21 protein-coding genes are annotated in these 22021 nt (G+C 42.7%); 4 read left to right on the top strand and 17 right to left on the bottom strand.

What is annotated here, in order from left to right:
* Positions 1-15: 15 nt before the first annotated feature.
* Together OEG80_RS00940 and OEG80_RS00935 are read left to right on the top strand one after the other, a co-directional pair.
* Entirely contained in the window at positions 16-888 is an 873-nt protein-coding gene (locus OEG80_RS00940; RefSeq protein WP_263241311.1) for a thymidylate synthase, read from the top strand.
* 55 nt (positions 889-943) lie between these two features.
* Positions 944-1516, top strand: a complete 573-nt coding sequence (locus tag OEG80_RS00935) for a dihydrofolate reductase (RefSeq protein ID WP_263241310.1) — start codon at positions 944-946, stop codon at positions 1514-1516.
* Positions 1517-1633: 117 nt separating this feature from the next.
* On the opposite strand, the gene uvrC is transcribed toward OEG80_RS00935, so the two are convergent.
* On the bottom strand, positions 1634-3478 hold the full coding sequence (gene uvrC / locus OEG80_RS00930; RefSeq protein ID WP_020444423.1) for an excinuclease ABC subunit UvrC: 1845 nt from the start codon (positions 3476-3478) through the stop codon (positions 1634-1636).
* 148 nt (positions 3479-3626) lie between these two features.
* Entirely contained in the window at positions 3627-5147 is a 1521-nt protein-coding gene (locus OEG80_RS00925) for a DUF3360 domain-containing protein (protein WP_263241308.1), read from the bottom strand.
* A gap of 452 nt (positions 5148-5599) precedes the next feature.
* On the opposite strand from OEG80_RS00925, the gene OEG80_RS00920 reads away from it, so the two are divergent.
* Positions 5600-6157 (top strand): DUF4442 domain-containing protein, encoded by a 558-nt coding sequence (locus OEG80_RS00920; RefSeq protein ID WP_149409727.1) that lies wholly within the window; start codon positions 5600-5602, stop codon positions 6155-6157.
* 211 nt (positions 6158-6368) lie between these two features.
* On the opposite strand, the gene rplS is transcribed toward OEG80_RS00920, so the two are convergent.
* The 4 genes from rplS to rpsP form a co-directional block, all read right to left on the bottom strand.
* Positions 6369-6797 carry a 50S ribosomal protein L19 gene (rplS, locus tag OEG80_RS00915; protein WP_011514626.1) on the bottom strand — a complete coding sequence of 143 codons (429 nt, stop codon included), beginning with the start codon at positions 6795-6797 and terminating at the stop codon, positions 6369-6371.
* A 181-nt stretch (positions 6798-6978) separates the two neighbouring features.
* Positions 6979-7743, bottom strand: a complete 765-nt coding sequence (gene trmD / locus OEG80_RS00910) for a tRNA (guanosine(37)-N1)-methyltransferase TrmD (RefSeq protein WP_011514627.1) — start codon at positions 7741-7743, stop codon at positions 6979-6981.
* Between the two features lie 87 nt (positions 7744-7830).
* A complete protein-coding gene (rimM, locus tag OEG80_RS00905; RefSeq protein ID WP_133104946.1) occupies positions 7831-8364 on the bottom strand; it encodes a ribosome maturation factor RimM in 534 nt (177 codons plus the stop codon).
* A gap of 179 nt (positions 8365-8543) precedes the next feature.
* Positions 8544-8813, bottom strand: a complete 270-nt coding sequence (gene rpsP / locus OEG80_RS00900) for a 30S ribosomal protein S16 (RefSeq protein WP_011281274.1) — start codon at positions 8811-8813, stop codon at positions 8544-8546.
* Positions 8814-9109: 296 nt separating this feature from the next.
* On the opposite strand from rpsP, the gene OEG80_RS00895 reads away from it, so the two are divergent.
* On the top strand, positions 9110-10579 hold the full coding sequence (locus OEG80_RS00895) for an ATP-binding protein (protein WP_263241306.1): 1470 nt from the start codon (positions 9110-9112) through the stop codon (positions 10577-10579).
* Between the two features lie 176 nt (positions 10580-10755).
* On the opposite strand, the gene OEG80_RS00890 is transcribed toward OEG80_RS00895, so the two are convergent.
* The 11 genes from OEG80_RS00890 to atpB all read right to left on the bottom strand — a co-directional run bounded on the left by OEG80_RS00890 (position 10756) and on the right by atpB (position 21453).
* Positions 10756-10932 (bottom strand): hypothetical protein, encoded by a 177-nt coding sequence (locus tag OEG80_RS00890; protein WP_181210644.1) that lies wholly within the window; start codon positions 10930-10932, stop codon positions 10756-10758.
* A 178-nt stretch (positions 10933-11110) separates the two neighbouring features.
* The gene (locus tag OEG80_RS00885) at positions 11111-12796 is read right to left on the bottom strand and encodes an ATP-binding protein (protein WP_020444431.1); all 1686 of its coding nucleotides are present in this window, start codon (positions 12794-12796) and stop codon (positions 11111-11113) included.
* Between the two features lie 252 nt (positions 12797-13048).
* Positions 13049-13765 carry a response regulator gene (locus tag OEG80_RS00880; RefSeq protein WP_011514631.1) on the bottom strand — a complete coding sequence of 239 codons (717 nt, stop codon included), beginning with the start codon at positions 13763-13765 and terminating at the stop codon, positions 13049-13051.
* Between the two features lie 530 nt (positions 13766-14295).
* Positions 14296-14712, bottom strand: coding sequence for a F0F1 ATP synthase subunit epsilon (locus OEG80_RS00875; protein ID WP_149493092.1), 417 nt, complete (start codon positions 14710-14712; stop codon positions 14296-14298).
* Positions 14713-14816: 104 nt separating this feature from the next.
* Entirely contained in the window at positions 14817-16250 is a 1434-nt protein-coding gene (gene atpD, locus OEG80_RS00870) for a F0F1 ATP synthase subunit beta (RefSeq protein WP_011514633.1), read from the bottom strand.
* Between the two features lie 50 nt (positions 16251-16300).
* Positions 16301-17182 (bottom strand): F0F1 ATP synthase subunit gamma, encoded by an 882-nt coding sequence (atpG, locus tag OEG80_RS00865; RefSeq protein ID WP_011514634.1) that lies wholly within the window; start codon positions 17180-17182, stop codon positions 16301-16303.
* A 261-nt stretch (positions 17183-17443) separates the two neighbouring features.
* Entirely contained in the window at positions 17444-18988 is a 1545-nt protein-coding gene (gene atpA / locus OEG80_RS00860) for a F0F1 ATP synthase subunit alpha (protein WP_011514635.1), read from the bottom strand.
* Positions 18989-19079: 91 nt separating this feature from the next.
* Positions 19080-19703, bottom strand: a complete 624-nt coding sequence (locus tag OEG80_RS00855) for a F0F1 ATP synthase subunit delta (RefSeq protein ID WP_020444434.1) — start codon at positions 19701-19703, stop codon at positions 19080-19082.
* Between the two features lie 13 nt (positions 19704-19716).
* Positions 19717-20187, bottom strand: coding sequence for a F0F1 ATP synthase subunit B (locus OEG80_RS00850; RefSeq protein WP_011514637.1), 471 nt, complete (start codon positions 20185-20187; stop codon positions 19717-19719).
* Positions 20188-20304: 117 nt separating this feature from the next.
* Complete coding sequence (gene atpE / locus OEG80_RS00845) at positions 20305-20553, bottom strand: F0F1 ATP synthase subunit C (RefSeq protein WP_010197960.1); 249 nt, start codon at positions 20551-20553, stop codon at positions 20305-20307.
* 33 nt (positions 20554-20586) lie between these two features.
* Entirely contained in the window at positions 20587-21453 is an 867-nt protein-coding gene (gene atpB, locus OEG80_RS00840) for a F0F1 ATP synthase subunit A (protein WP_011514638.1), read from the bottom strand.
* Positions 21454-22021: the final 568 nt, after the last annotated feature.

Raw genomic sequence — 22021 nt, 5'->3', positions numbered from 1 at the left:
CAGAAGAGTAATTTTATGACCATGAACAGCTCTATCATTAAAAACGAGCAAGCCTATTTAGACCTGCTACGCCTTGTCCTTAACGAAGGCACGGAAAAAGGTGATCGTACTGGTACTGGTACGCTAAGCCACTTTGGCGCGCAGCTACGTTTTAATTTAGCCGATGGCTTTCCATTGTTAACCACCAAAAAAGTTCATCTTAAGTCTATCACTTATGAGCTCCTATGGTTTTTAAGTGGCAGTACCCACGTTGATTATTTGCAACAAAACGGTGTACGCATTTGGAATGAATGGGCAACTACAGAGCAAACTGCGCGTTTTAATCGTCCTGCTGGCGATTTGGGCCCTGTCTATGGTCATCAATGGCGCAATTATGGCGCAACCACAACTGCAGATGGACAGTATAACTCTGACGGTGTCGATCAAATCGCACAAGTGGTTGAACAAATAAAGACTAATCCTAACTCGCGGCGCTTGATTGTCTCTGGCTGGAATCCGGGTGAAGCAGATCAAGTTGCGCTGCCACCTTGTCATACGTTATTCCAGTTTTTTGTTGCGGATAATAAACTCTCCTGCCAACTCTATCAGCGCTCAGCGGATTTATTTTTGGGCGTACCGTTTAATATCGCAAGTTATGCCATGTTGACTCATATGGTGGCACAAGTTTGTAATCTAGAAGTTGGTGAATTTATTTGGACCGGTGGCGATTGCCATATTTATCAAAACCACCGTGAGCAAGTGGAGCTGCAGCTGACCCGCTCGCTTTATACGCTGCCGACATTAGCGCTTAACCCTAATGTAAAAGATATTTTTGCTTTTAATTATGATGATATCAGCGTTGATGGCTATGAGTCGCATCCAGCGATTAAGGCGCAAGTGGCGGTATAGCGCCTGTTTATTCGATTGTATTTAAATATATTTAAACATTAGCAAAGGATAATTTATGAGTTATGCCAACACCGAAGTTGCCCAAATCGCGGCTATCAGTAGCAATCGCTGTATTGGTAAAGACAATGAGCTACCGTGGCATATCTCAGCCGATTTGCAGCATTTTAAAAATAGGACAACCAAACCAAATGACGGTGCGATACAAGGTATCGTGATTATGGGTCGTAAGACCTTTGAGTCAATGGGCAGCAAGCCGTTACCTAAACGTGTGAGCTTTATTATCAGTAGCCAAATAGATTATGCTGAGCAAAAAGGCTTAGTCGGCAGTGATAAAGCTTATGTAATGCATAATTTAGACGATGCCTTAACCCAAGCAGCTAGCCTAGCGCATGGTGCGCATCTTGATACGATTTGGGTAATTGGTGGCGAGCGCGTGTTTAGCGATGCATTGCTGTACACCGACCGTATCGAACTAACTCACGTTGACACTGAAATCGTTGATGGCGATGCCTTTTATCCTGAGCTGCCAAGTGAGTTTGAAGTTGCGGAAGAATCTGAGCAGATGCATGATGAAAAAAGCGCGTTAGATTTTAGATTTGTAACTTATAAAATAAAAAGCGCTGAATAATAGTAAAATTTTAAACAAAACGTAAAAAGAGGCTATCCTAAATAACTCTAGGACAGCCTCTTTTTTCATGTTCAAATTTTATGAACATAAACCTAAATTTGACGAACATTACCTAGACTACTCATGCAGCACTTTATAAACAGTTTTCGCTAATACCGGACCAATTCCCTGCACACCTGCCAATTCTTGCTGCGAGGCACCAAGCAATTGCTGCATGCCGCCAAAGTGATTGAGCAAATCGCGGCGACGCTTTTCACCCAGCCCCGGAATCACTTCTAGCACCGACGATGAACGACGTTTATCACGCTTCTTACGGTGCGCTGTAATCGCAAAACGATGCGCCTCATCGCGGATATGCATTAATAAATGCAGCGCCTTGCTATCCATAGGCAAGTCAAGTGGCTCATGGTCAATAAAGTGCAGAACTTCAAGTCCAGCCTTACGACCTTCACCTTTTGCCACACTGATAAGCAAAGTATCACCAAGGATACCCAACTCAGTCAGCACTTCTTTAGCGATACCGAGCTGCCCTTTACCACCATCAATCAGCAATAAATCAGGCAATGGCTGCTTCTTATAACGCCGTGTTAACACCTGCTTCATCGCTGCATAGTCATCACCGCCGACAATGTCATGGATAGCATACTGACGATAATCACGACGACGCGAGCCACCTTGATCAAAGACCACACAGCTACCAATCGTCGCCTCGCCCATCGTATGTGAGATATCAAAACACTCGATACGGTCAATGGTACGATCCGTGACTTCGGTCAAGACATCTTTTAACGCCCCAAAGCGTGCATGTAACTCTAAATAATCACCAAGTTTGGTTTTTAGTGCATTATTAGTATTGAGTTTTGCTAAGTCTAACCATTCAGCACGGTGCTCACGTACGCTGGTTTTGATAACGACCTTACTACCAAAGTGTGTTGCCAACGCTTCACTCACTGCTAGCTGATCTGGTAATTCATCGCTCAATATAATCTCTGCTGGCAAATCATCCGTCACCTGAAAATAAAATGAGGTGATAAACGCTGATAAATTGTCTGCAAGAGGCTCACTGCTATCGACATCAGGGAAGTAGTTCTTACCGCCAAGCACGCGCCCACCACGTACCGTCAATACGTTGACACAGGTCATGCCTGCTTGACTGGCAATAGCAATCACATCTGCCTCACCCTGCACTGTATAAACGGCTTGCTTGGCTTGTACTTCACGCAGCATAGACAGCTGATCGCGATAAAAAACTGCCTTTTCAAAGTCTAGCTCTTCAGCAGAAGCTTCCATTTTTTCAATCAAAGCAGTATGGATATCACTAGAGTCACCTTTTAAGAAACGAATAGTATTATTGACGTCCTCGCTATATTCTTCTGGCGATACTAAGCCCACACAAGGAGCACGGCAACGCTTAATTTGGTATTCAAGACACGGACGCTTACGTTGCTTAAAAAAGGTATTGGTACATTGGCGCATTTGAAACATTTTTTGCATGAGCACCAGTGTTTCTTTTGCCGCATGCGCAGAAGGAAAAGGACCGAAAAAGCGACCCTTTTGGTGATTGCCTTTACCGCGACCATAAGCCAATCTTGGATAAGGCTTATCTGCTGAAATAAACACATAGAGATAGGATTTATCATCGCGCAGTAGCACGTTATAAGGCGGACGATATTCTTTAATCAGATTTTGCTCAAGTAACAGCGCTTCCGTCTCACTGCGGGTAATGATGGTTTCAATATTATGTATCCGTGCCACCAGTGCTCGTGTCTTAGGATGATCAATGGTTTTCGCAAAGTAGCTGTTCACACGGCTCTTGAGTGATTTAGCTTTGCCGACATATAAAATATCACCATTTTTACCCAGCATTTTATACACTCCCGGCAAGTTTGGCAGGCGCTGGATTAAATGTTTAAGACGGGCTTTCTTGTCATCGATGGGACTCGATTCTGAGACATTGACCATAGAATTTATTGCTCTCAAGATACTGATATACAGATGTTTATGGGGCGATGGTATCGGTTTTACAAGAACCCTTATCAGCTTAGCAATAACCATAAAAAAAGCCAGCACCAAGGCTGACTTTTTGCAGAAAAACAACCCTACAGTGCGACTAGTGACGGAAATTTGGTAATAGTGCTGGGATACCTGGCAACATACCGACGATAGCCATAACCCCGGTCAGTATCACAAAGGTGATCACAGGAATAATCCAGCGGCTCATTTTGGTTAGACTGGCACTACGCTCTTTAGAGCCAATTAATCCTAAATTATCAAGCACCAAAGTAATAGACCAACCGAAGGCAGGATTCACCAACGCAGATGCAAAGACGACAATGGCGGCAGACTGAGTAGTTTTACCCTCACGCGTCATCTCCATCCCAGCTTCAAGCAATGGAATGAATACCCCAACAATCAGTGCCACACACATCACTGGCTCCCAGATTGCCAAGTCCATAGGGTAACCCCAAACACCTGCAATAAGGCAGAATACTCCTGTCAAAATCGCACCAGCTGGAATGGGACGTTTGGCAATTGCTGCAGGTACGATATAAGTACCCCATGACGACGCAAAGTTCGCGCCACCGAGCACAGAACCTACGACCTGACGAAACGATGCACTGGTCATCGTATCATCAATATCCATCAGTACACGTTCAGTACGTTTGGGATAGCTGATTTTCTGGAAGACCTGATGACCTAAAAAATCTGGCGACCACATCGCCACTGCTAATACCGCAAAAGGTAATACCACGATAAAGCTCTCAACCGTCGGCAGTCCTAACATCCAACCAGTATTTTCGCCCCACCAATACATAGGGCTCATATGCGGTAGACCGGGTGCGGTTTTAAAGGCAAAAGGCGCGCCCATAGCGAACGCCACGCCACCACCTAACAAACAGCTCAGCGGCACAGCCAGCCAGCGCTTTTGAAAATTTTCTAACACAGCATACAAGATAATCGTCAGCAAAATTACCACAAAAGCAATATGCGCCATGCCAATGCCCTCTGCCCATGCAAACAAGTTTTTAACTTGTGATATCGTACCAATAAAGCCCAAGTAGAGCAGCAAACCACCGCACACGCCTTTACTGGTCAAATTTGCTAGTAAGCTGCCCCCTTTACTGATTGCCAATAATAACCCAAAGGCACCGATGAGCAGACCAAAGGCCATCGGGTGACCACCAGCTGCGACCACAATAGGAATAAGCGGAATTAAAGGCCCATGAGTACCCGCAAGGTTGGCGGTCGGTAGTAGAAAACCTGAGAATAAAATGACAAAAAACGAAACAATCAATAATTCATAACGGACGTTTTCTAAGATAAAAGCATCACCCAAACCGAGTGGCCCTGCAAAAGTCGCCGCAATAGCACCCACCATCACAACTTTACCAATGGTCGCAGCCATTGCTGGAATGGTATCTTCGTACTCAAAACGATAATCACGGAACGGTAGGTTGGCGCGCCAGCGTTTCGGCTGCATGATTTGTAATTCATGCTTGAGATAGGCATCACGATTTTTAAAACTTGAATAGGGCTTATGTAATTCTACATAACTACTTTGAACATCATTATCAGAAGGGGTTGGCTGCTGCGGATTGGCATCTAAAGGGGGAAGCTGCGTGTTACTCATCACATTTCCTTGTGTCGACCGACGTTTTAGTGACTGCTTATTCACTTACTACTCTTGCGATAAGTGTTAAGCCACTGAAGAAAAAATGCAGTCATTGTATGTCATGAGACTTTAGAACGCGAATGTATAACGATTCGAATAAACTATAAATATAGCGGCCATTAATAACATAAAGTTTCCTTTTAAAATAAATACAAACTTATTAACTACTTAGTTGCTAATAAAATAGTAGATTGTAGTCATTATGATGATGGTTCCTATAATTAATAATGCGTTATGGTACATAAACCATCGACAATCACGCATAGTCAAAAACAAAGCGCTAAGATTTGAATGAAGTTACGCTTTAGCTCTAGCGCCTTTATAAGTTTTTCACTATGATAAATACCTTTTTACCCATAACGATTGAATAATAGCAGTCTAAAAATCAAGAAGTACCCTAGGATAAGTTTATGAGTTTACTACCCAAAAATCTTGAGACGCTAAAACGTAATGCTAAAAAAAATATTATGCCATTGCTCACGCCTTATCTGCTCAAGCTACGTATCAACACTTATGCACCTTATATCGGTGCCGGCATCAAGATTGAGCACATAAACCTTGACCAAGGTTTATGTGTGGTCAATATGGGACTAAATAGTCTAAATAAGAACATTGTAGGGACACAGTTTGGCGGCAGCTTATATTCAATGGTTGATCCATTTTATATGCTCATGCTCATGCATCAACTGGGTAGCAGTTACGTCGTTTGGGATAAAAGCTCACATATTGAATTTATCGCGCCGGGTAATAGCAAAGTCACTGCTCGCATGAAAATCCCTAGCAGTGAGATTAAAGCTATTCAAGAGCTGGCAAAAGAGGGTGAACCCGTCTTTCGTGAATACCAAGTAGATATCGTGGACGATCAGCAAAAGACCATCGCTATCGTCACCAAGACGCTATACATACGCTTGCGTAAGTACAGCAAATCTAAAGACCAAAACAGCCGTATTGAAAATCTCGATGATTAAAGGCAACGTTTAAAGCCTTAATTTAATTCTGTGATTTAAAGTGCCAGAAACAAAAACCCCAATCTGGCATTCGCACAGATTGGGGTTTTGTCTTTTTTGGTATGACCCGCTTATTTATATGATAAACCTATGAATAAGGGTTTGTATCTACTATCGCCTTACTTTAATCGACTGTAAATCATACAGCTAACTAAAGATGGCAAACTTTTGCTTAAATACCAGGTGCAGTTTCAACTGCATCAGGAACGCGAGCATCAGTTTTTGCCTTAACAACTTTAGGCGCACGCGGAGCAAGCTTCTCGCGGATACGTGCTGATTTACCAGAGCGTTCACGTAAGTAGTATAGTTTCGCACGGCGAACAGCGCCACGGCGTTTCACTTCGATGCTATCGATAATTGGTGAATGCAATTGGAATGCACGCTCAACACCAACGCCACTTGAGATTTTACGTACGGTAAACGCTGAGTTTAAACCGCGGTTACGCTTAGCAATTACAACGCCTTCAAAAGCCTGTAAACGCTCACGCTCACCTTCACGTACTTTTACTTGAACCACAACGGTATCGCCGGGTGCAAAGCTTGGGCGCTCAATCAATTGAGCATTTTCGATGACCTGAACCAATGGATGCTTGTTGCTCATGAGAGTTATCTCCTCACATTAGATAATAGAGGCTTGACGCATATCACCTGTTTGTAATAATTAATTATATCTCTTTTTAATAAGACACAACGTAAGTAGGTTATGACAAACGGCCATTATGCTATGACTCGTTTTGTTATTGCTCAAAATTTTATTACTTAACTGTTTATCTTTTTAACCGCTATTTTTTATCAGCTTTTGCTAATGCCTTTAGCCACTTTGCTTGCTCTACCGTTGGCGTAAACGCCTGCCATAAGTCTGGACGACGCGCTTGCGTACGTTCGACTTGCTGACTAAAGCGCCACTTCGCGATATTGGCATGGTGACCTGAAAGTAACACTTCAGGCACTGCCATACCCGCAAACTCATGCGGCTTAGTATAATGTGGACAATCAAGCAAGCCATCGACGAACGAGTCTTGCTCAGCTGACTTATCATCACCCATAATATCAGGCAAACGACGTATCACACTATCCATTAGCACCATTGCCGGTAGCTCACCACCAGTAAGCACGTAATCACCAAGCGATATTTCCATATCGACATACTGCGACAGTAAGCGCTCGTCAATGCCTTCGTAACGACCGCATAATATAATCATGCCGTCATACTCGGTCATATCGACCACACTACTCTCACTCAGCGTCTGTCCTTGTGGCGACATATAAATCACCGGACAGTGCGCTTTGTCGACACGGCAGCCATGCTGACTTGCTCGTAGGCGCGCATCCTCAATCGCTTGGGATAATGGCTCAGCCATCATCACCATGCCAGGACCGCCACCATACGGACGTTCATCAATACGGCGATAGTTATCACTGGTAAAATCACGCGGGTTAATGCATTCTATCGTTACTTGCTTCTGAGTAACTGCCCGACCTGTGATTCCAAACTCACGAATCGTGGCAAACATTTCAGGAAAAATACTAATAACGGCAAAATACATCAGATGTCTACTTGCGCAGTGGCTAATATTGGCTAAATAAATCGGTGTTATTACTGATAAAGCTTAACCGCAAAGTTAAGATTATTATCAATAATCACTCGGCCATGCAACCAGCACTGTCTTTTCAGTCAGATCGACTTTCACTACAGTTTGCTTGTGCCATGGAATCAGGCGCTCATCGGCATCTAAGCTGTCTGTCGTTGCCGCAACCCGCATGATAGCGTGAGCGCCAGTTTCAAACATCTCAGTAATATCGCCTAGATATTCATCCTGCTCGTTCATTACGCGCAGGCTGACCAAATCCGACCAATAGTATTCATCTTCAGCAGGTTCTGGCAAGATGTCTTGCTCGACCCAAAGAGTTACCCCATTCATGGTCTCAGCAACATTGCGATCAGGAATCTGCTCAAACTGAGCCACAATTCCTGTGCCTTGCTCACGCCAAGCCTTTACTGTCAAAGGTTTCATACCGGTAGCGGTTTTCATCCACCAAGGCTTGATGTCAAATATCGCCGTACGATCGTCTGTTTCACTAAATACCCAAAGCCAACCTTTGATGCCATAAGGCTTTTTGAGCTGACCAATTTTCATAAGGGCACTAGCGTTTGGAGCAGACGACATAACGGCTAACCTAACAATGATAAAAACAGCGATGATAAATAAAAAGCCATTAAAAACGATAAACGTCGTTAAAAGCGATAAACAGTTAATGGCGTACCCTGGTTAGACCAGTTACGCTAGGTATTCTTAAGCCAACTGATGGATGCATAAATGCACTATCAGTCTATTGCAGCCAAAACTTAAGCAGTAGCTTCAGTTTGAGCAGCAGACTTATTATAAGCTTTTGCTAATGAAGCAACGCGATCAGAAGGTTGTGCACCTTTTGCGACCCACGCATTATACGCTTCCATGTTCAAGCGCACTGCTTCTTCAGAATCTTTAGCGAGTGGGTTAAAAAAGCCGATGTTTTCAATATAGCGACCGTCACGCGCGCGGCGTTGATCAGCAACAACTACTTGATAAAATGGGCGTTTCTTGGCACCGCCCCGTGCTAAACGAATAACAACCATGTGAATTCTCTCTTTCGCAGGTATACCAAAAAGGGCATAATTATACCACAGTCTTATTTTATTGAAAACATAAACTGTGCTTATTTAATTATTTATTAACAATAGCTTAAATCGTTCTGACTGTAAATAAGATTCATCATTCACGCTGCTAATATGATGGATACTCCTCTATCATATGCCTTTATCTTAAGCGGATGATATTGCCAGCGTTGTCGATGAAAGCTGGCAGCGTTATTAATGGGTTATGCTATCCTAACAATAGCATCTGTCACTGCCTCATTATAATTTGGATTCCTATGACCACGCCAAACCCACCATTGCCTCATAAAAGCTGGTTACCCCGCTCTTACTCTAATAGTCTGCTAACCACTCTAATGGTGGCTTTTATTGTTCTCATTAGCGTCGGGGTATCAATTTTGTTTTTTTGGCGCAGTCTATATTTACCCGAGCTCAAAAGCCATGCGCGCTATTTGACCAGCGAGCTTCGGCTGATGAACAGCGCCAATCGAGATTGGCGGGACAATCCTGAAGTCCGTCAGTGGATTTACCAGCACTCACATGTAGTAGTGGTGGATAATCCAAGTGACTTTCCAGAGGTTGCGGACAAAGCTTTTGTCAGTGTTTTTACGAATGTATTACAGCGAGAAATCAGTGCACAATTGGGGCGACCAGTTGAAGTATATTTTAAATTTAAACCAACCCCTCAGCTTTGGGTACAAGACAGTCGTGATAGCAGTTTTTGGATACGCGAACCTGTGGTCTATTACTCGCAGTACAGCCCTACTTTATTGATCTTGTTTTTGTTTGGGCTACCCATTTTGACACTGTTGACGATTATTTTATTAGCCCGTCAATTAAATCGTCCTCTACGTTATCTTCAACGTGCTGCTACCAACTATATTCAGTTGGGTCATGCAACAACGCTACCGACCCGTCATGGTCCTACCGAGATTCGCCAAGTAAATATGGCTTTTAACCGTCTGTTTACTACTCTCAACCAAGCGCAAAAAGAGCGCACGATAATGTTAGCCGGCATCTCACACGATTTGCGTACCCCGCTGACTCGTATGCGCTTAACTGCTGAAATGCTGCCCGATGATTTTTTTCGTGAAGGATTGATTTACGATATCGAAGATATGGATGCTATTTTAGAGCAATTTATCTCATTTATGAAAGATGGCTCCGATGAGCCTGTACGCCTTACCAATTTAGATACCATATTTAATGAGATTATGGTGCAATTTGCGCCACTAGAGTTTATTTATCAGTCAGAATGCAGCAAGCTTGTGCCCGTACGTCCTATGTCGATTAAGCGCCTGATTATCAATCTGGTGAATAATGCCAAGCGTTATGGTGAACCGCCTATTTATCTGTCTGCTGTTGTCATGCCAACCTTTGTAGAAAAAGAGGTAATAGAATACAGCGATGTCGTGACCGAAAATACCGTCAATAAAGAAGCAAAAGAGCAGTTAATTATATGTGTGCGAGACTGCGGCGATGGGGTGGCAGAAGACCAACTCGAGCGTGTCATGCAGCCGTTTGAGCGTGGCGAATCAGCGCGTACTACTCAGGGTAGTGGACTCGGCTTGGCGATTGTTGACCGTATCGCGCGCTTGCATCATGGAACAGTTGAGGCTATTAATCATCCAGATGGTGGTCTGCAAGTCTGTATTCGCATCCCTCTCATTTCAGAAGTTGCCGGAGAGCAGCGTTTGGATGTCGATCCCGCTACAAAGCCATTTATTGAGACAGTTGATATTAAATAAAATAGATACGTGATTTTATGGGGCGAGACTGGGACGAATTTTTCTCGCTTAATCATTTTTATATTGAACTGATCATAATAGTGCCAATCAATAATACTAAAAAAGCAACGACTGGCTATCGTTGCTTTTTTGTTATTTTTCTTTAGATATAAAAACTTCAACGGTTATAAAACTTATTACTTGTTGCCAATAGCAGGCGGAATATACTCAGCACTGTTAGTGAACGCTAAAGGCTGGGTAATCTCATCCTGCGCTACCTTTAGCGTCTGAGTAGTACTCGGCTGCTGTAAGAATAAATAATATCCTAGTGTCACAGCATTTAATACCACCAAACCCCCAAATAAATACGGCATCCGTTGCCCTCCTCCATTAAAGACTAAATAACTGATCATAAATAACTTGTTAGCGTCATTTATGATCAGTTAGAAATAACATAGCTACAAGTGAAATAGTATTTCGATAGGCGTTTTTATACCTTTGTAAAAGTCATCTTAACAGCACTGTTTTATTTCAAAAGTATATTAACGATGCTTATGCATCAAACTCACGCTCACTCTTATCTTGGGTTAATTCATCGGCTGCTAGAATTTGTGTCAGTGGCTTGATAGGCCATGTCATCACAAACCGCGCGCCACCAAGATCTCGGCTCTCATCAACCTTCATACGACCATTAAACCAAAAAGCAATGCGTGATACGATAGACAAGCCCAAACCATAGCCACCTGAGGCACGCGTCCGACTATCGTCTAAGCGGGAGAATGGAATAAAGACCTTTTCGCGATCTGCTTCTGGAATACCGTGACCATCATCTTCAACGCTGACAAAAGCATTGCCCTTTTTGACCCCAGCACTAATGATAATCGTAGTCTCCGCATAACGCAGAGCATTACCAGCCAAATTTTGAATCACGCGATGTAAGTAGCGTCTATCTGCTATCGCCTCTACTTTAGCATTTGGCAGTTTGGTGACAATTTTAATCGGTTTACCCAAGGCATTGGTTTCACGCTCAATCTGCTCAAGCAGCTCTCGAAGATTGACTGGTTCCAAATCTAGTTTGGGCGAGCCTTCTTCAAGTTTCGCATAGGTGAGAATTTCATCAATCAAGCCATTAAGCGCTTCGATATCTTCATCAATAAAGTCACGCTGCATAAAACGCGAATCTTCATCATCAGTATCTGCCAGCATATCAACAGCAAAGCGAATACGTGCAACGGGCGTACGTAGCTCATGTGACACCGCTCGCGTTAGCTCTCGCTGCGACTCAATCAAACGCTTAATATGAGAAGTCATGGCATTAAAGGTTGCAGCTAAACGGGCGATTTCATCTTGACCAATCACCTGTACTTGACTTTCAAGATTACCTTTACTGACCTCATTCACCCCGACCTGTATCAGTTGTAACTTGCGCTCAAGCGGGAAAATCAGTGCATATACTCCCAAACTGATTAAAAACATACTGATCAAAATCATACTGACGATCAAGTTTAGTGGGAACCAATTAAACAAAGGTACTGGACCGATCAAAATTGCCATATCACTAATTTCAGAGGGCACAATGACTTTGATAGATGAGTTACTTTTACTGGTATTGGTATCTTGCAACAAGATAACCACCTCATCACGGCGCAAGCGCGCCATCTGATCAGGATCCAAATTGAGCGCCGCTACTGCTTTAAATGCTAAAGGAAATGAAAACTTTTCTTCTAACTGTGCCAAACGTGCACGTTTATCAGACAAAGTAATATAATAGGACAAATCATCTAGCAAAAACACGGCGATGGCTCTGACTTGCTGTTCAGTCACTTGTGAGATACGCGCAGTCAAAACACCTTGATTGTCTGGTAGGCGATAATAGACATCGGCAGTGGTCAGTTGACTGATATAGCGTACGACCGTGTTTTCTTTCTCAAAACGGCGCAGCTCGCTGGCATTAAAATCCACCTCATCGATAGACACAATCTTAAATTCTGAGCCAAACAAACTACTGGCATCAGACAACCAATAATCACGTTGCGCCTCGTTTTCTTGGTGAGCCAACCCCTCACTCACGATATGAAACGCCCCTGTCGCCATATTTTCACGATAAGATTGGACGCGCTCTTTATTGATGGTATCCATCAATAGCTGGGCAAATAGTGCCACACACAAGCAGACTATCAATAGCCCTGCATAAATACGAACAAAAATACTGTGTTTAAGAGAAGAGACTAATGACATACGTGCCGTGACCAACCTGATGAATAAGCGTTATCAATAGAATAATACCTATTATAACCACTATAGGATAATATTTGCTGTGATATATATTTAATGATAATTAAACTGGTACATAAAATTATTGCTTAATTAAACCACATAACGCAGCAATTAAGGTTAAAAACTTAATATTTAAACCCTAAAAAACCAGCTTTACGCTGGTTTCTTATTGCATAACGAGGAACAATCAAGACTTATAGCAAAAGTCGGCGATTAGTTGCCTTCTTTTACGAACAGATAGCCTTTACTACGTACGGTTTTGATACGTTTTGGGTTTTCTGGATCATCACCGATTTTTGGACGAATGCGTGAGATACGGACGTCAATAGAGCGATCTTGACCATCATACTCAATACCACGTAGACGCTCAAAGATATCTTCACGTGACAAGATACGTCCAGCATTAGAAGCAAGCAACCATAGTAGATCATATTCTGCACTGGTGAAATCTACTAACTCATCACCTAGATTCACTGAACGACCACCATTATCGATAACCAATTCACCAAACTCTAGACGCTGTGGCACATCTTCTGACGGGGCGTTTTCTGAACGGCGCAATAACGCACGAATACGCGCTAATAAAACACGTGGCTGAGCAGGCTTAGCAACATAATCGTCGGCGCCCATCTCAAGACCCAATACTTGATCCATATCTTCAGTACGAGCCGTCAGCATTAAGATAGGGTTTTGGTAATGTGGACGTACTTCACGACAGACTGTCAAGCCATCGCTACCTGGAAGCATGACATCAAGTACAACCAAATCTGGCTGCTCACTGACAATACGACGAATGGCGCGATTACCATCCGTTTCAATCGCCACTTCTAGACCGTTTTTGACCAAATAATCTTGGGTCAACATGGCCAGACGCTCATCGTCCTCAACAATCAAAATTCGGGGGGTGTTGTCATCATCATTCGTTGTCATTGTTATATCCTCTAATACATCTCATTTAAAAGTAGTCAAAATAAGAGCAGTAAAATGAATAGCACTACAAAATAGTGCAACTGCTGTTTATATAGCTGTTACAAACTTGGCAGCACAGTATACTATTAATCCTGCAGCTTCTTATACTATAGCTTATAGTCGTTAACAAAACCTATAAACTACGACCATTAAAACTTTATTTTACGTGCAAAAATCATACCGTTTATCATATTCAAAAAGCGTCAAATAACTTTATTTGCTGATAACCGTTTCGCTATGTCTAAAGCTTTCAATCATAAGCCTGATCACTAAGTAAAGCGCATAAAACAACTCAACTCTATAAGTTAGCAAACTATTTTCCAACCCTTAATATAACCATATATTGCCGTTGTTGCTAGTAGCTTTTTGGCTAAAAGCTAAAAACCATCACTATCCAATAAAACTAACAGCCATAAAAAAACAGCCCATAAATGACTGTTTTTTTATGATTGCTTACAAGAGTAAATACTTACCCTTACAAGTAAAAAATATTAAGCACGGTTTTTATACTTACGGATGGTCTGTAGCTGAGCAACAGATTCCGCCAATGACGCCAAGGCAGCATTAGTTTGTACGGTATCAGACTGGTTGACCAGCATTTGCTCCGCTTTCTTACGTGCTTCAACGATTTTACTTTCGTCAAGATTGTGTGCACGCATGGCAGTATCAGCAAGTACGGTAACCATTTTTGGCTGTACTTCTAGTACGCCACCTGAGACGTAAATCACTTCTTCTTCGCCATTTGGCGTTTGTACGCGCATTGCACCTGGCTTTAGCAAAGTAATAAGCGGAGTGTGACCTGGCAATATACCAATCTCGCCTTCGGTACCACTAGCTATTAACATGCTAATTTCGCCTGAATACAACTCTTCACGAGCACTTACGACGCGACATTGTAACGTTGCCATACTTAATTCCTTACTATCAAAGCGCGATCAAAAACGCAACACGTTACTAAAGAGTAGATATAAAGTTTATATTACACCTACTTTTTAGCGAATACTAATACCACTTACGCAGCAGAAGACTTCATTTTTTCAGCTTTAGCAACGACTTCGTCGATACCGCCAGCCATATAGAAGGCTTGCTCTGGTAAGCTGTCATATTCACCTGCGATGATTGCTTTAAAGCTAGCAATGGTATCGCGTAATGGTACATATTTACCAGGTGCGCCAGTGAAGACTTCAGCGACATGGAATGGCTGTGATAAGAAGCGCTGAATTTTACGAGCGCGATAAACAACCAGTTTATCTTCTTCTGATAACTCATCCATACCCAAGATGGCGATGATGTCTTTTAGTTCTTTATAGCGCTGTAGAACTTCCTGAACACCACGAGCCACGTTGTAATGCTCTTCACCGATAACCAATGGATCAAGCTGACGTGACGTTGAATCTAGTGGATCAACCGCAGGGTAGATACCTTGTGAAGCGATATCACGGCTTAGTACCACAGTTGCATCCAAGTGAGCAAACGTCGTTGCTGGTGATGGATCCGTCAAATCATCTGCAGGGACATATACTGCTTGTACAGAAGTAATAGAGCCTGATTGCGTAGACGTAATACGCTCTTGCAGCATACCCATCTCTTCAGCAAGTGTTGGCTGATAACCAACCGCTGATGGCATACGACCAAGCAATGCTGATACTTCAGTACCGGCTAGTGTATAACGGTAGATGTTATCAACAAATAACAATACGTCACGACCTTTGCCAGTAGCAGGATCTTTCGTATCACGGAAATACTCAGCCATGGTCAAACCAGACAGTGCAACACGTAAACGGTTACCCGGTGGCTCATTCATCTGACCGTATACCATTGCTACTTTAGATTTGCTAAAGTCTTCGGTGTTTACAACGCCAGCTTCTTGCATTTCGTGATAGAAGTCATTACCTTCACGCGTACGCTCACCAACACCCGCAAATACTGATAGACCTTCGTGCTTAAGCGCGATGTTATTGATTAATTCCATCATGTTGACGGTTTTACCAACACCAGCACCACCAAACAGACCAACTTTACCACCTTTAGCAAACGGGCAAAGTAAATCGATTACTTTAATACCAGTCTCTAACAGCTCAGTACTGTTTGATTGTTCTGCATAGCTTGGCGCTTCACGGTGAATTGACCAGCGCTCATCTGCTTGTACTGGACCTTCTTCATCGATAGGACGACCAAGAACATCCATGATGCGACCTAGCGTACCGATACCAACTGGCACAGAAATTGGGCCACCAGTATTGGTAACTGGAAGGTTGCGCTTGAGTCCTTCAGTAGAACCCATAGCAATCGTACGTACGATGCCATCACCCAGCTGTTGCTGTACTTCTAAAGTAGTTTCGGTGCCATCAACTAGCAAAGCATCAAAAATCTTAGGTACTTCATTACGGTTGAACTCAACGTCAAGAACCGCGCCAATAATCTGTACAATACGACCGCTACTCATTGCGTTCTCCTGGAAATTCTGTATATATTGGGTTTTATAAAGGGTTTCAATTATGAAACAGCAGCAGCACCGCCAACGATTTCCGATATTTCTCGGGTAATCGCCGCTTGACGCAGCTTGTTATAAACCAACTGTAAATCGTTAATTAGGTCGCCAGCATTATCTGTCGCCGCTTTCATCGCAACCATACGTGAGGACTGCTCAGAGGCAATGTTTTCCATTACCGCTTGATAGACGATAGACTCAATGTAACGTCCAAGCAATTCATCAATCAATGTTTTAATATCAGGCTCGTAGATATAATCCCAACTAAGTTCTGTCTGAATGCCACTCTCTTCTTCACCAAATGCACTCTCTGGTAAAGGTACCAACTGATTGACCGTTGGCTTTTGGGTCATTGCATTGACAAACTTATTATAAACCACATAAATGCGGTCTATTTTACCGTTAGTATAATCGTCAAGCATTGCTTGAACTGGCGCATTTATCTGCTCAAAAGTAGGTTTATCACCATAATCAGTTACGGCTGAGGTGACTTTACCACCAAAGCTTTTAAAGAAGCTGACACCTTTAGCGCCAATGACAGCAAATTCAGCTTGTACAGACTGCTCTTGGTATTTCTGGATATTCTTAGATAAGGCTTTGAATAAGTTGATATTCAAACCACCCGCTAGACCACGGTCAGATGTGATGACAATATAGCCAACTCTATTGACTGGACGGCTTACCATATACGGATGTTTATAATCGGATGAGGCATGCACCAAATGCGAAATAACCCGGCGCATACTATCAGCATACGGGCGACCCACTTCCATGCGCTCTTGGGCACGGCGCATTTTACTGGCGGCTACCATTTGCATAGCGCGAGTAATTTTCTGGGTGCTTTGAATACTGGTGACTTTGGCACGTATTTCTTTTAAGTTTGCCATAATGATTCCAATATAAGAGGGTTAAAAAAGCATTGGCGCATGCAACAATATTTCAATATAAAACGGTATTCTCATTCACAATGTACCATTTAGCATTGCATCATTGTTTAAATGTTTTAATATCTTGTGGCATGACGCAACCATATACCATGAGTTGTGACTAAAGTGGCGCTGCTGTCTTAATAAAAAGCTTATCAGACAACGCGCCACTCCATAAGCTCTAACACTAAAGCCACAACAAAACTGGCTTAACCCGTTAAATTAATAACTGTGATTTTGTTTAAAAGTCTCTAAAGACGATTTTAAACGACCTGCGATATCATCGTTATAATTCGCAGTGTCATCAATCTCTTTCATTAAGTCAGCTTGCTCATCATGCATGTAGCGTAAGTAAGCTTCTTCAAAAGAACCGATTTTTTCAACTGGTACGTCTGCTAAGAAACCTTCGTTTGACGCATAGATAACAGCGGCTTGCTCAGAGATTGACATTGGCTGATACTGTTTTTGCTTCATCAATTCAGTCACACGCTCACCGTGGTCAAGCTGTTCACGAGTTACATCATCAAGATCTGATGCAAACTGAGCGAATGCTGCAAGTTCACGATACTGAGCCAGTGCGGTACGGATACCACCAGACAGTTTCTTAATAATCTTAGTCTGAGCCGCACCACCAACACGTGATACCGAAATACCAGCGTTCACAGCCGGACGGATACCTGAGTTGAATAGGCTTGACTCTAAGAAAATCTGACCATCAGTGATTGAAATCACGTTAGTCGGTACAAATGCAGATACGTCACCTGCTTGGGTTTCAATGATAGGTAGAGCAGTTAAAGAACCTGTTTTACCGACCACTTCACCATTGGTGAATTTTTCTACATACGCCGCATTTACGCGTGATGCACGCTCAAGTAAACGTGAGTGTAAATAGAATACATCACCAGGATACGCTTCACGACCTGGCGGACGGCGTAATAGTAGTGAGATCTGACGATACGCTACTGCTTGCTTTGATAAATCATCAAATACAATCAGTGCATCTTCGCCGCGGTCACGGAAGTATTCACCCATCGTACAACCTGAGTACGGTGCGATATATTGTAGTGCTGCTGGCTCTGATGCTGACGCTACTACAACAGTCGTATATTCAAGGGCGCCAGTTTGCTCAAGCTTACGTACAACGTTGGCAATGGTAGAACGTTTCTGACCGATTGCAACATAGACACACTTAATACCAGATGATTTCTGTGCAATGATCGCATCGATAGCCATCGCGGTTTTACCCGTCTGACGATCACCAATGATAAGCTCACGCTGACCACGACCGATTGGAATCATAGTATCAACAGACTTATAACCTGTCATTACTGGCTGATCAACTGACTGACGATCGATAACGCCTGGGGCGATCTTCTCAACTTTGTCAGTCATTTTGGCATTAATAGGACCTTTGCCATCAATAGGGTTACCTAAAGCATCAACAACACGGCCTAGCAACTCAGGACCTACCGGAACTTCAAGGATACGACCAGTACAATAGGCTTTTTGACCTTCTTGTAGTTTTAGGAAGTCACCCAGTACTACTGCGCCAACAGAATCACGCTCTAAGTTGAGCGCCATTCCATAGACTTCACCTTCAAACTCAATCATTTCGCCGTACATGGCATCTTCAAGACCATGAATCTGCACGATACCGTCAGATACTTTGACAATCGTGCCTTCATTCTTTGCAGTTGCACCCGCATCAAGGTCTTGAATGCGCTGCTTAATCAGGTTACTGATTTCCGCTGGATTCAATTGTTGCATTGCCTTGTTTCCTTTAATTTATGATAACCCGCCACTGACGTAAATGCTCTTATATCACGCATGCTTACTTAAGCTACGTTAATGATTGGCATTAGGCCGTTAGCTGTGTTTTTAACTGTTGTAACTTGCCGCGCATCGAATCATCGATGACTTTGTCACCGACTTTGATCGTAACGCCTGCCAAAAGACTGGCATCCACCGATTCATGAATCACTACGCTAGCATTTAGCGAAGCAGCAAGACGTGCTTGTAGCATATCACGCTGATCATCGGTTAATGGATAAGCAGAGGTCACATAAGCGTCAAGCTGCTTTAAGCTTACTGCCTTGTGACGGCGATAATGCTCATAAACTTCAGGAAGCAGCGCCAGACGCTCTTGTTCTGATAACTGTTTAACGAAGTTACTAAATGCTACTGATACTTTTGGATAGCTGGCGTTGCTGTCAGGGCGAACCCCTTTATTTGCATCTAATAACTGCTTAAAAGCAGAATCATTAGCGCTAGCTACTTGCGTATCATAAAGATCGACCAAAGCAGCTGACTTATGCTCAGCAGAAACAGCTGGATTGTCTAGCCAAGTACTGAACGACTTGTCATTGACAACGGTGGCGGCAACAAATAAGAAGTCTTCCCACTCATTTACTGCCCCGTTTTCATTGGCATAGTCAAACGCGGCTTTAGCGTACGGTCGTGCTAAGGTTGATAAGTCAGCCATTATATCCTCACAATTACAGCTTCGCCGCCAGTTGGTCTAACATGCTGGCATGTTTTTGCACATCGACTTTGTCTTGCAAAATCTTTTCTGCACCAAGTACCGCCAATTCAGCAACTTGGGCACGTAATGATTCACGTGCTTGATTGATTTCTTGGTCGATAGAGGCTTGCGCTTGTTGACGAATGCGCTCGCCTTCCACTTGGGCTTGCGATTTTGCATCTTCAACAAGTTGATTGGCGCTTTTATTTGCTTGCTCGATCAGAGCAGCAGCTTTAGTCTTTGCAAGATCAAGCTCCTGCTGTACATCTCGCTCCGCGGTCGCCAAATCTGCTTTTGCTTTTTCTGCGGCATTTAAGCCTTCAGCAATTTTACGCTGACGGTCATTAATTGCGCCGATAAGTGGTGGCCACACGAATTTCATGCAGAACATCACAAAGATTGCAAAAGCAATGGCTTGACCGATGAGGGTAGAATTGATATTCACGTGATCACCTCTTTGTTAATGAAAAATCAGTTTCATTGATCATATTTGATAGCCAAACTTTGGCTATGGTTAAGATACAAAATTTGACTACCAAACATTTACAACTGAGCTTTCTGATTAACCTGCTAGAGGGTTAGCGAACAACAATAGCATAGCAATACCAACACCGATCATCGGAATAGCATCAAGAAGACCTGCTACGATGAACATACGAGTTTGCAACTGTGAACCAAGTTCTGGCTGACGCGCAACACCTTCTAGGAATTTACCACCTAGAATAGCAAAACCAATACCTGTACCTAGTGCACCTAAACCGATAAGTAGTGCTACTGCGATAACTGTGTAACCACCTAATACTGGATCCATGGATGTATCCTCATTTACCTATTGAATGTCTAATTAATGTTCAGTTGATGATGCAAGTGACATATAAACTATCGTCAGCATCATAAATACGAACGCTTGAAGTGTAATAATTAAGATGTGGAAAATAGCCCACGGTACTGATAACGCCCATTGAATCCAAAACGGCATTAAGGCAATCAGTATGAAAATCAACTCACCAGCATACATGTTACCGAATAGTCGTAAACCTAAAGAGATAGGTTTCGCTATCAAAGTAACAAACTCTAAGATAAAGTTGATGGGTATTAAAATAATTTGTACGATAGGGTTTTTGGCACTAAACGGATGCAGTGTTAGCTCGCCAACAAAGCCGCCCAAACCTTTTTCTTTGATACTATAAAATAGAATCAGTATAAAGACAGAAAAAGACATGCCAAGCGTGATATTAGGATCCGTGGTTGGAACAATCTTAAAGTACACATGATGTGGATCATGTCCCATCAGTGCGCCGATTTGGCCAGCAATCATAGGGATAAAGTCGACGGGTAGTAAATCCATCAAGTTCATTAAGAATATCCATACAAAGATAGTCAACGCCAGAGGCGCAATCAGCTTTGAGGTACCGCTATACGAATCACGAACGTTGTTATCAACGAACTCAACGATCATCTCAACCGCAGCCTGAGTTTTACCCGGCACGCCTGAAGTGACTTTCCTAGCGACCATCCAAAAGATGGCACAGAAAACAATGCCTAGACCAATTGACCAAAGCATAGAATCAAGGTGGATAGCTTTAAAGCCCATTGCACTAGCTTCTTCAGCATTATAAGCAACTTTCCAACCTTCGCCCGGCAGATAGCCGTACGTCCAGTTCGTTAAGTGGTGAGAGATATATTCTGTTGTTGTTTGCTCGCCTGCCATAATGTCAGCTTCTTATTAATCAACGATTTAATCAACTACCAAAAATATGGTTGTCATCTGATGAGATTTTAGTATGTTTATCTGCCTTGCAACAAAGCAAGCAAATGACTCATGCTAACACGCTCATGTAACCAATAACATCCAACCCATAGTTCTATGACTCATGCTGATTTGATAGCGTAAGATAAATTTTAGCTATCAAAAAAGGGCTTATGATAGTTCAGTAATAGCCCTTTACATGTGTACGCAAAATTCTTATGTATATGTTTACTTATTATCACTGTGTTTTGACAGTCGACGCTTAATACAGCGCTGTTAAGTAAAATATTTAGCTGCATATATTAATGCAGGGTTGTATTCGTGTAAAGTCAATTGTGACTTTTTTATCCGCTGTATGAATAAGTTAGCTGCTAGTGGCGTTTAACACCGTTGCTTCGCATCTATAATTAAATTGTAAGAATTTAATTATAAATAGTAGTAAACGCTCATTTCGCGTTCCCCTACCCGCACATTACTGCACGCTACCTTATATCAAACGCTCATATCACGATAGTTGGTACTGTCCTAA

The organism is Psychrobacter sp. SC65A.3 (assembly GCF_025642195.1).
Classification (GTDB): Bacteria; Pseudomonadota; Gammaproteobacteria; order Pseudomonadales; family Moraxellaceae; genus Psychrobacter; species Psychrobacter cryohalolentis.
This window is presented reverse-complemented; position numbering and strand designations above follow the sequence as displayed.

Coding starts and splice junctions, on each gene's coding strand:
- OEG80_RS00940 (WP_263241311.1), top strand. CDS start 16: ATGACCATGAACAGCTCTATCATTAAAAACGAGCAAGCCTATTTAGAC.
- OEG80_RS00935 (WP_263241310.1), top strand. CDS start 944: ATGAGTTATGCCAACACCGAAGTTGCCCAAATCGCGGCTATCAGTAGC.
- uvrC (WP_020444423.1), bottom strand. CDS start 3,478: ATGGTCAATGTCTCAGAATCGAGTCCCATCGATGACAAGAAAGCCCGT.
- OEG80_RS00925 (WP_263241308.1), bottom strand. CDS start 5,147: ATGAGTAACACGCAGCTTCCCCCTTTAGATGCCAATCCGCAGCAGCCA.
- OEG80_RS00920 (WP_149409727.1), top strand. CDS start 5,600: ATGAGTTTACTACCCAAAAATCTTGAGACGCTAAAACGTAATGCTAAA.
- rplS (WP_011514626.1), bottom strand. CDS start 6,797: ATGAGCAACAAGCATCCATTGGTTCAGGTCATCGAAAATGCTCAATTG.
- trmD (WP_011514627.1), bottom strand. CDS start 7,743: ATGTATTTTGCCGTTATTAGTATTTTTCCTGAAATGTTTGCCACGATT.
- rimM (WP_133104946.1), bottom strand. CDS start 8,364: ATGTCGTCTGCTCCAAACGCTAGTGCCCTTATGAAAATTGGTCAGCTC.
- rpsP (WP_011281274.1), bottom strand. CDS start 8,813: ATGGTTGTTATTCGTTTAGCACGGGGCGGTGCCAAGAAACGCCCATTT.
- OEG80_RS00895 (WP_263241306.1), top strand. CDS start 9,110: ATGACCACGCCAAACCCACCATTGCCTCATAAAAGCTGGTTACCCCGC.
- OEG80_RS00890 (WP_181210644.1), bottom strand. CDS start 10,932: ATGCCGTATTTATTTGGGGGTTTGGTGGTATTAAATGCTGTGACACTA.
- OEG80_RS00885 (WP_020444431.1), bottom strand. CDS start 12,796: ATGTCATTAGTCTCTTCTCTTAAACACAGTATTTTTGTTCGTATTTAT.
- OEG80_RS00880 (WP_011514631.1), bottom strand. CDS start 13,765: ATGACAACGAATGATGATGACAACACCCCCCGAATTTTGATTGTTGAG.
- OEG80_RS00875 (WP_149493092.1), bottom strand. CDS start 14,712: ATGGCAACGTTACAATGTCGCGTCGTAAGTGCTCGTGAAGAGTTGTAT.
- atpD (WP_011514633.1), bottom strand. CDS start 16,250: ATGAGTAGCGGTCGTATTGTACAGATTATTGGCGCGGTTCTTGACGTT.
- atpG (WP_011514634.1), bottom strand. CDS start 17,182: ATGGCAAACTTAAAAGAAATACGTGCCAAAGTCACCAGTATTCAAAGC.
- atpA (WP_011514635.1), bottom strand. CDS start 18,988: ATGCAACAATTGAATCCAGCGGAAATCAGTAACCTGATTAAGCAGCGC.
- OEG80_RS00855 (WP_020444434.1), bottom strand. CDS start 19,703: ATGGCTGACTTATCAACCTTAGCACGACCGTACGCTAAAGCCGCGTTT.
- atpE (WP_010197960.1), bottom strand. CDS start 20,553: ATGGATCCAGTATTAGGTGGTTACACAGTTATCGCAGTAGCACTACTT.
- atpB (WP_011514638.1), bottom strand. CDS start 21,453: ATGGCAGGCGAGCAAACAACAACAGAATATATCTCTCACCACTTAACG.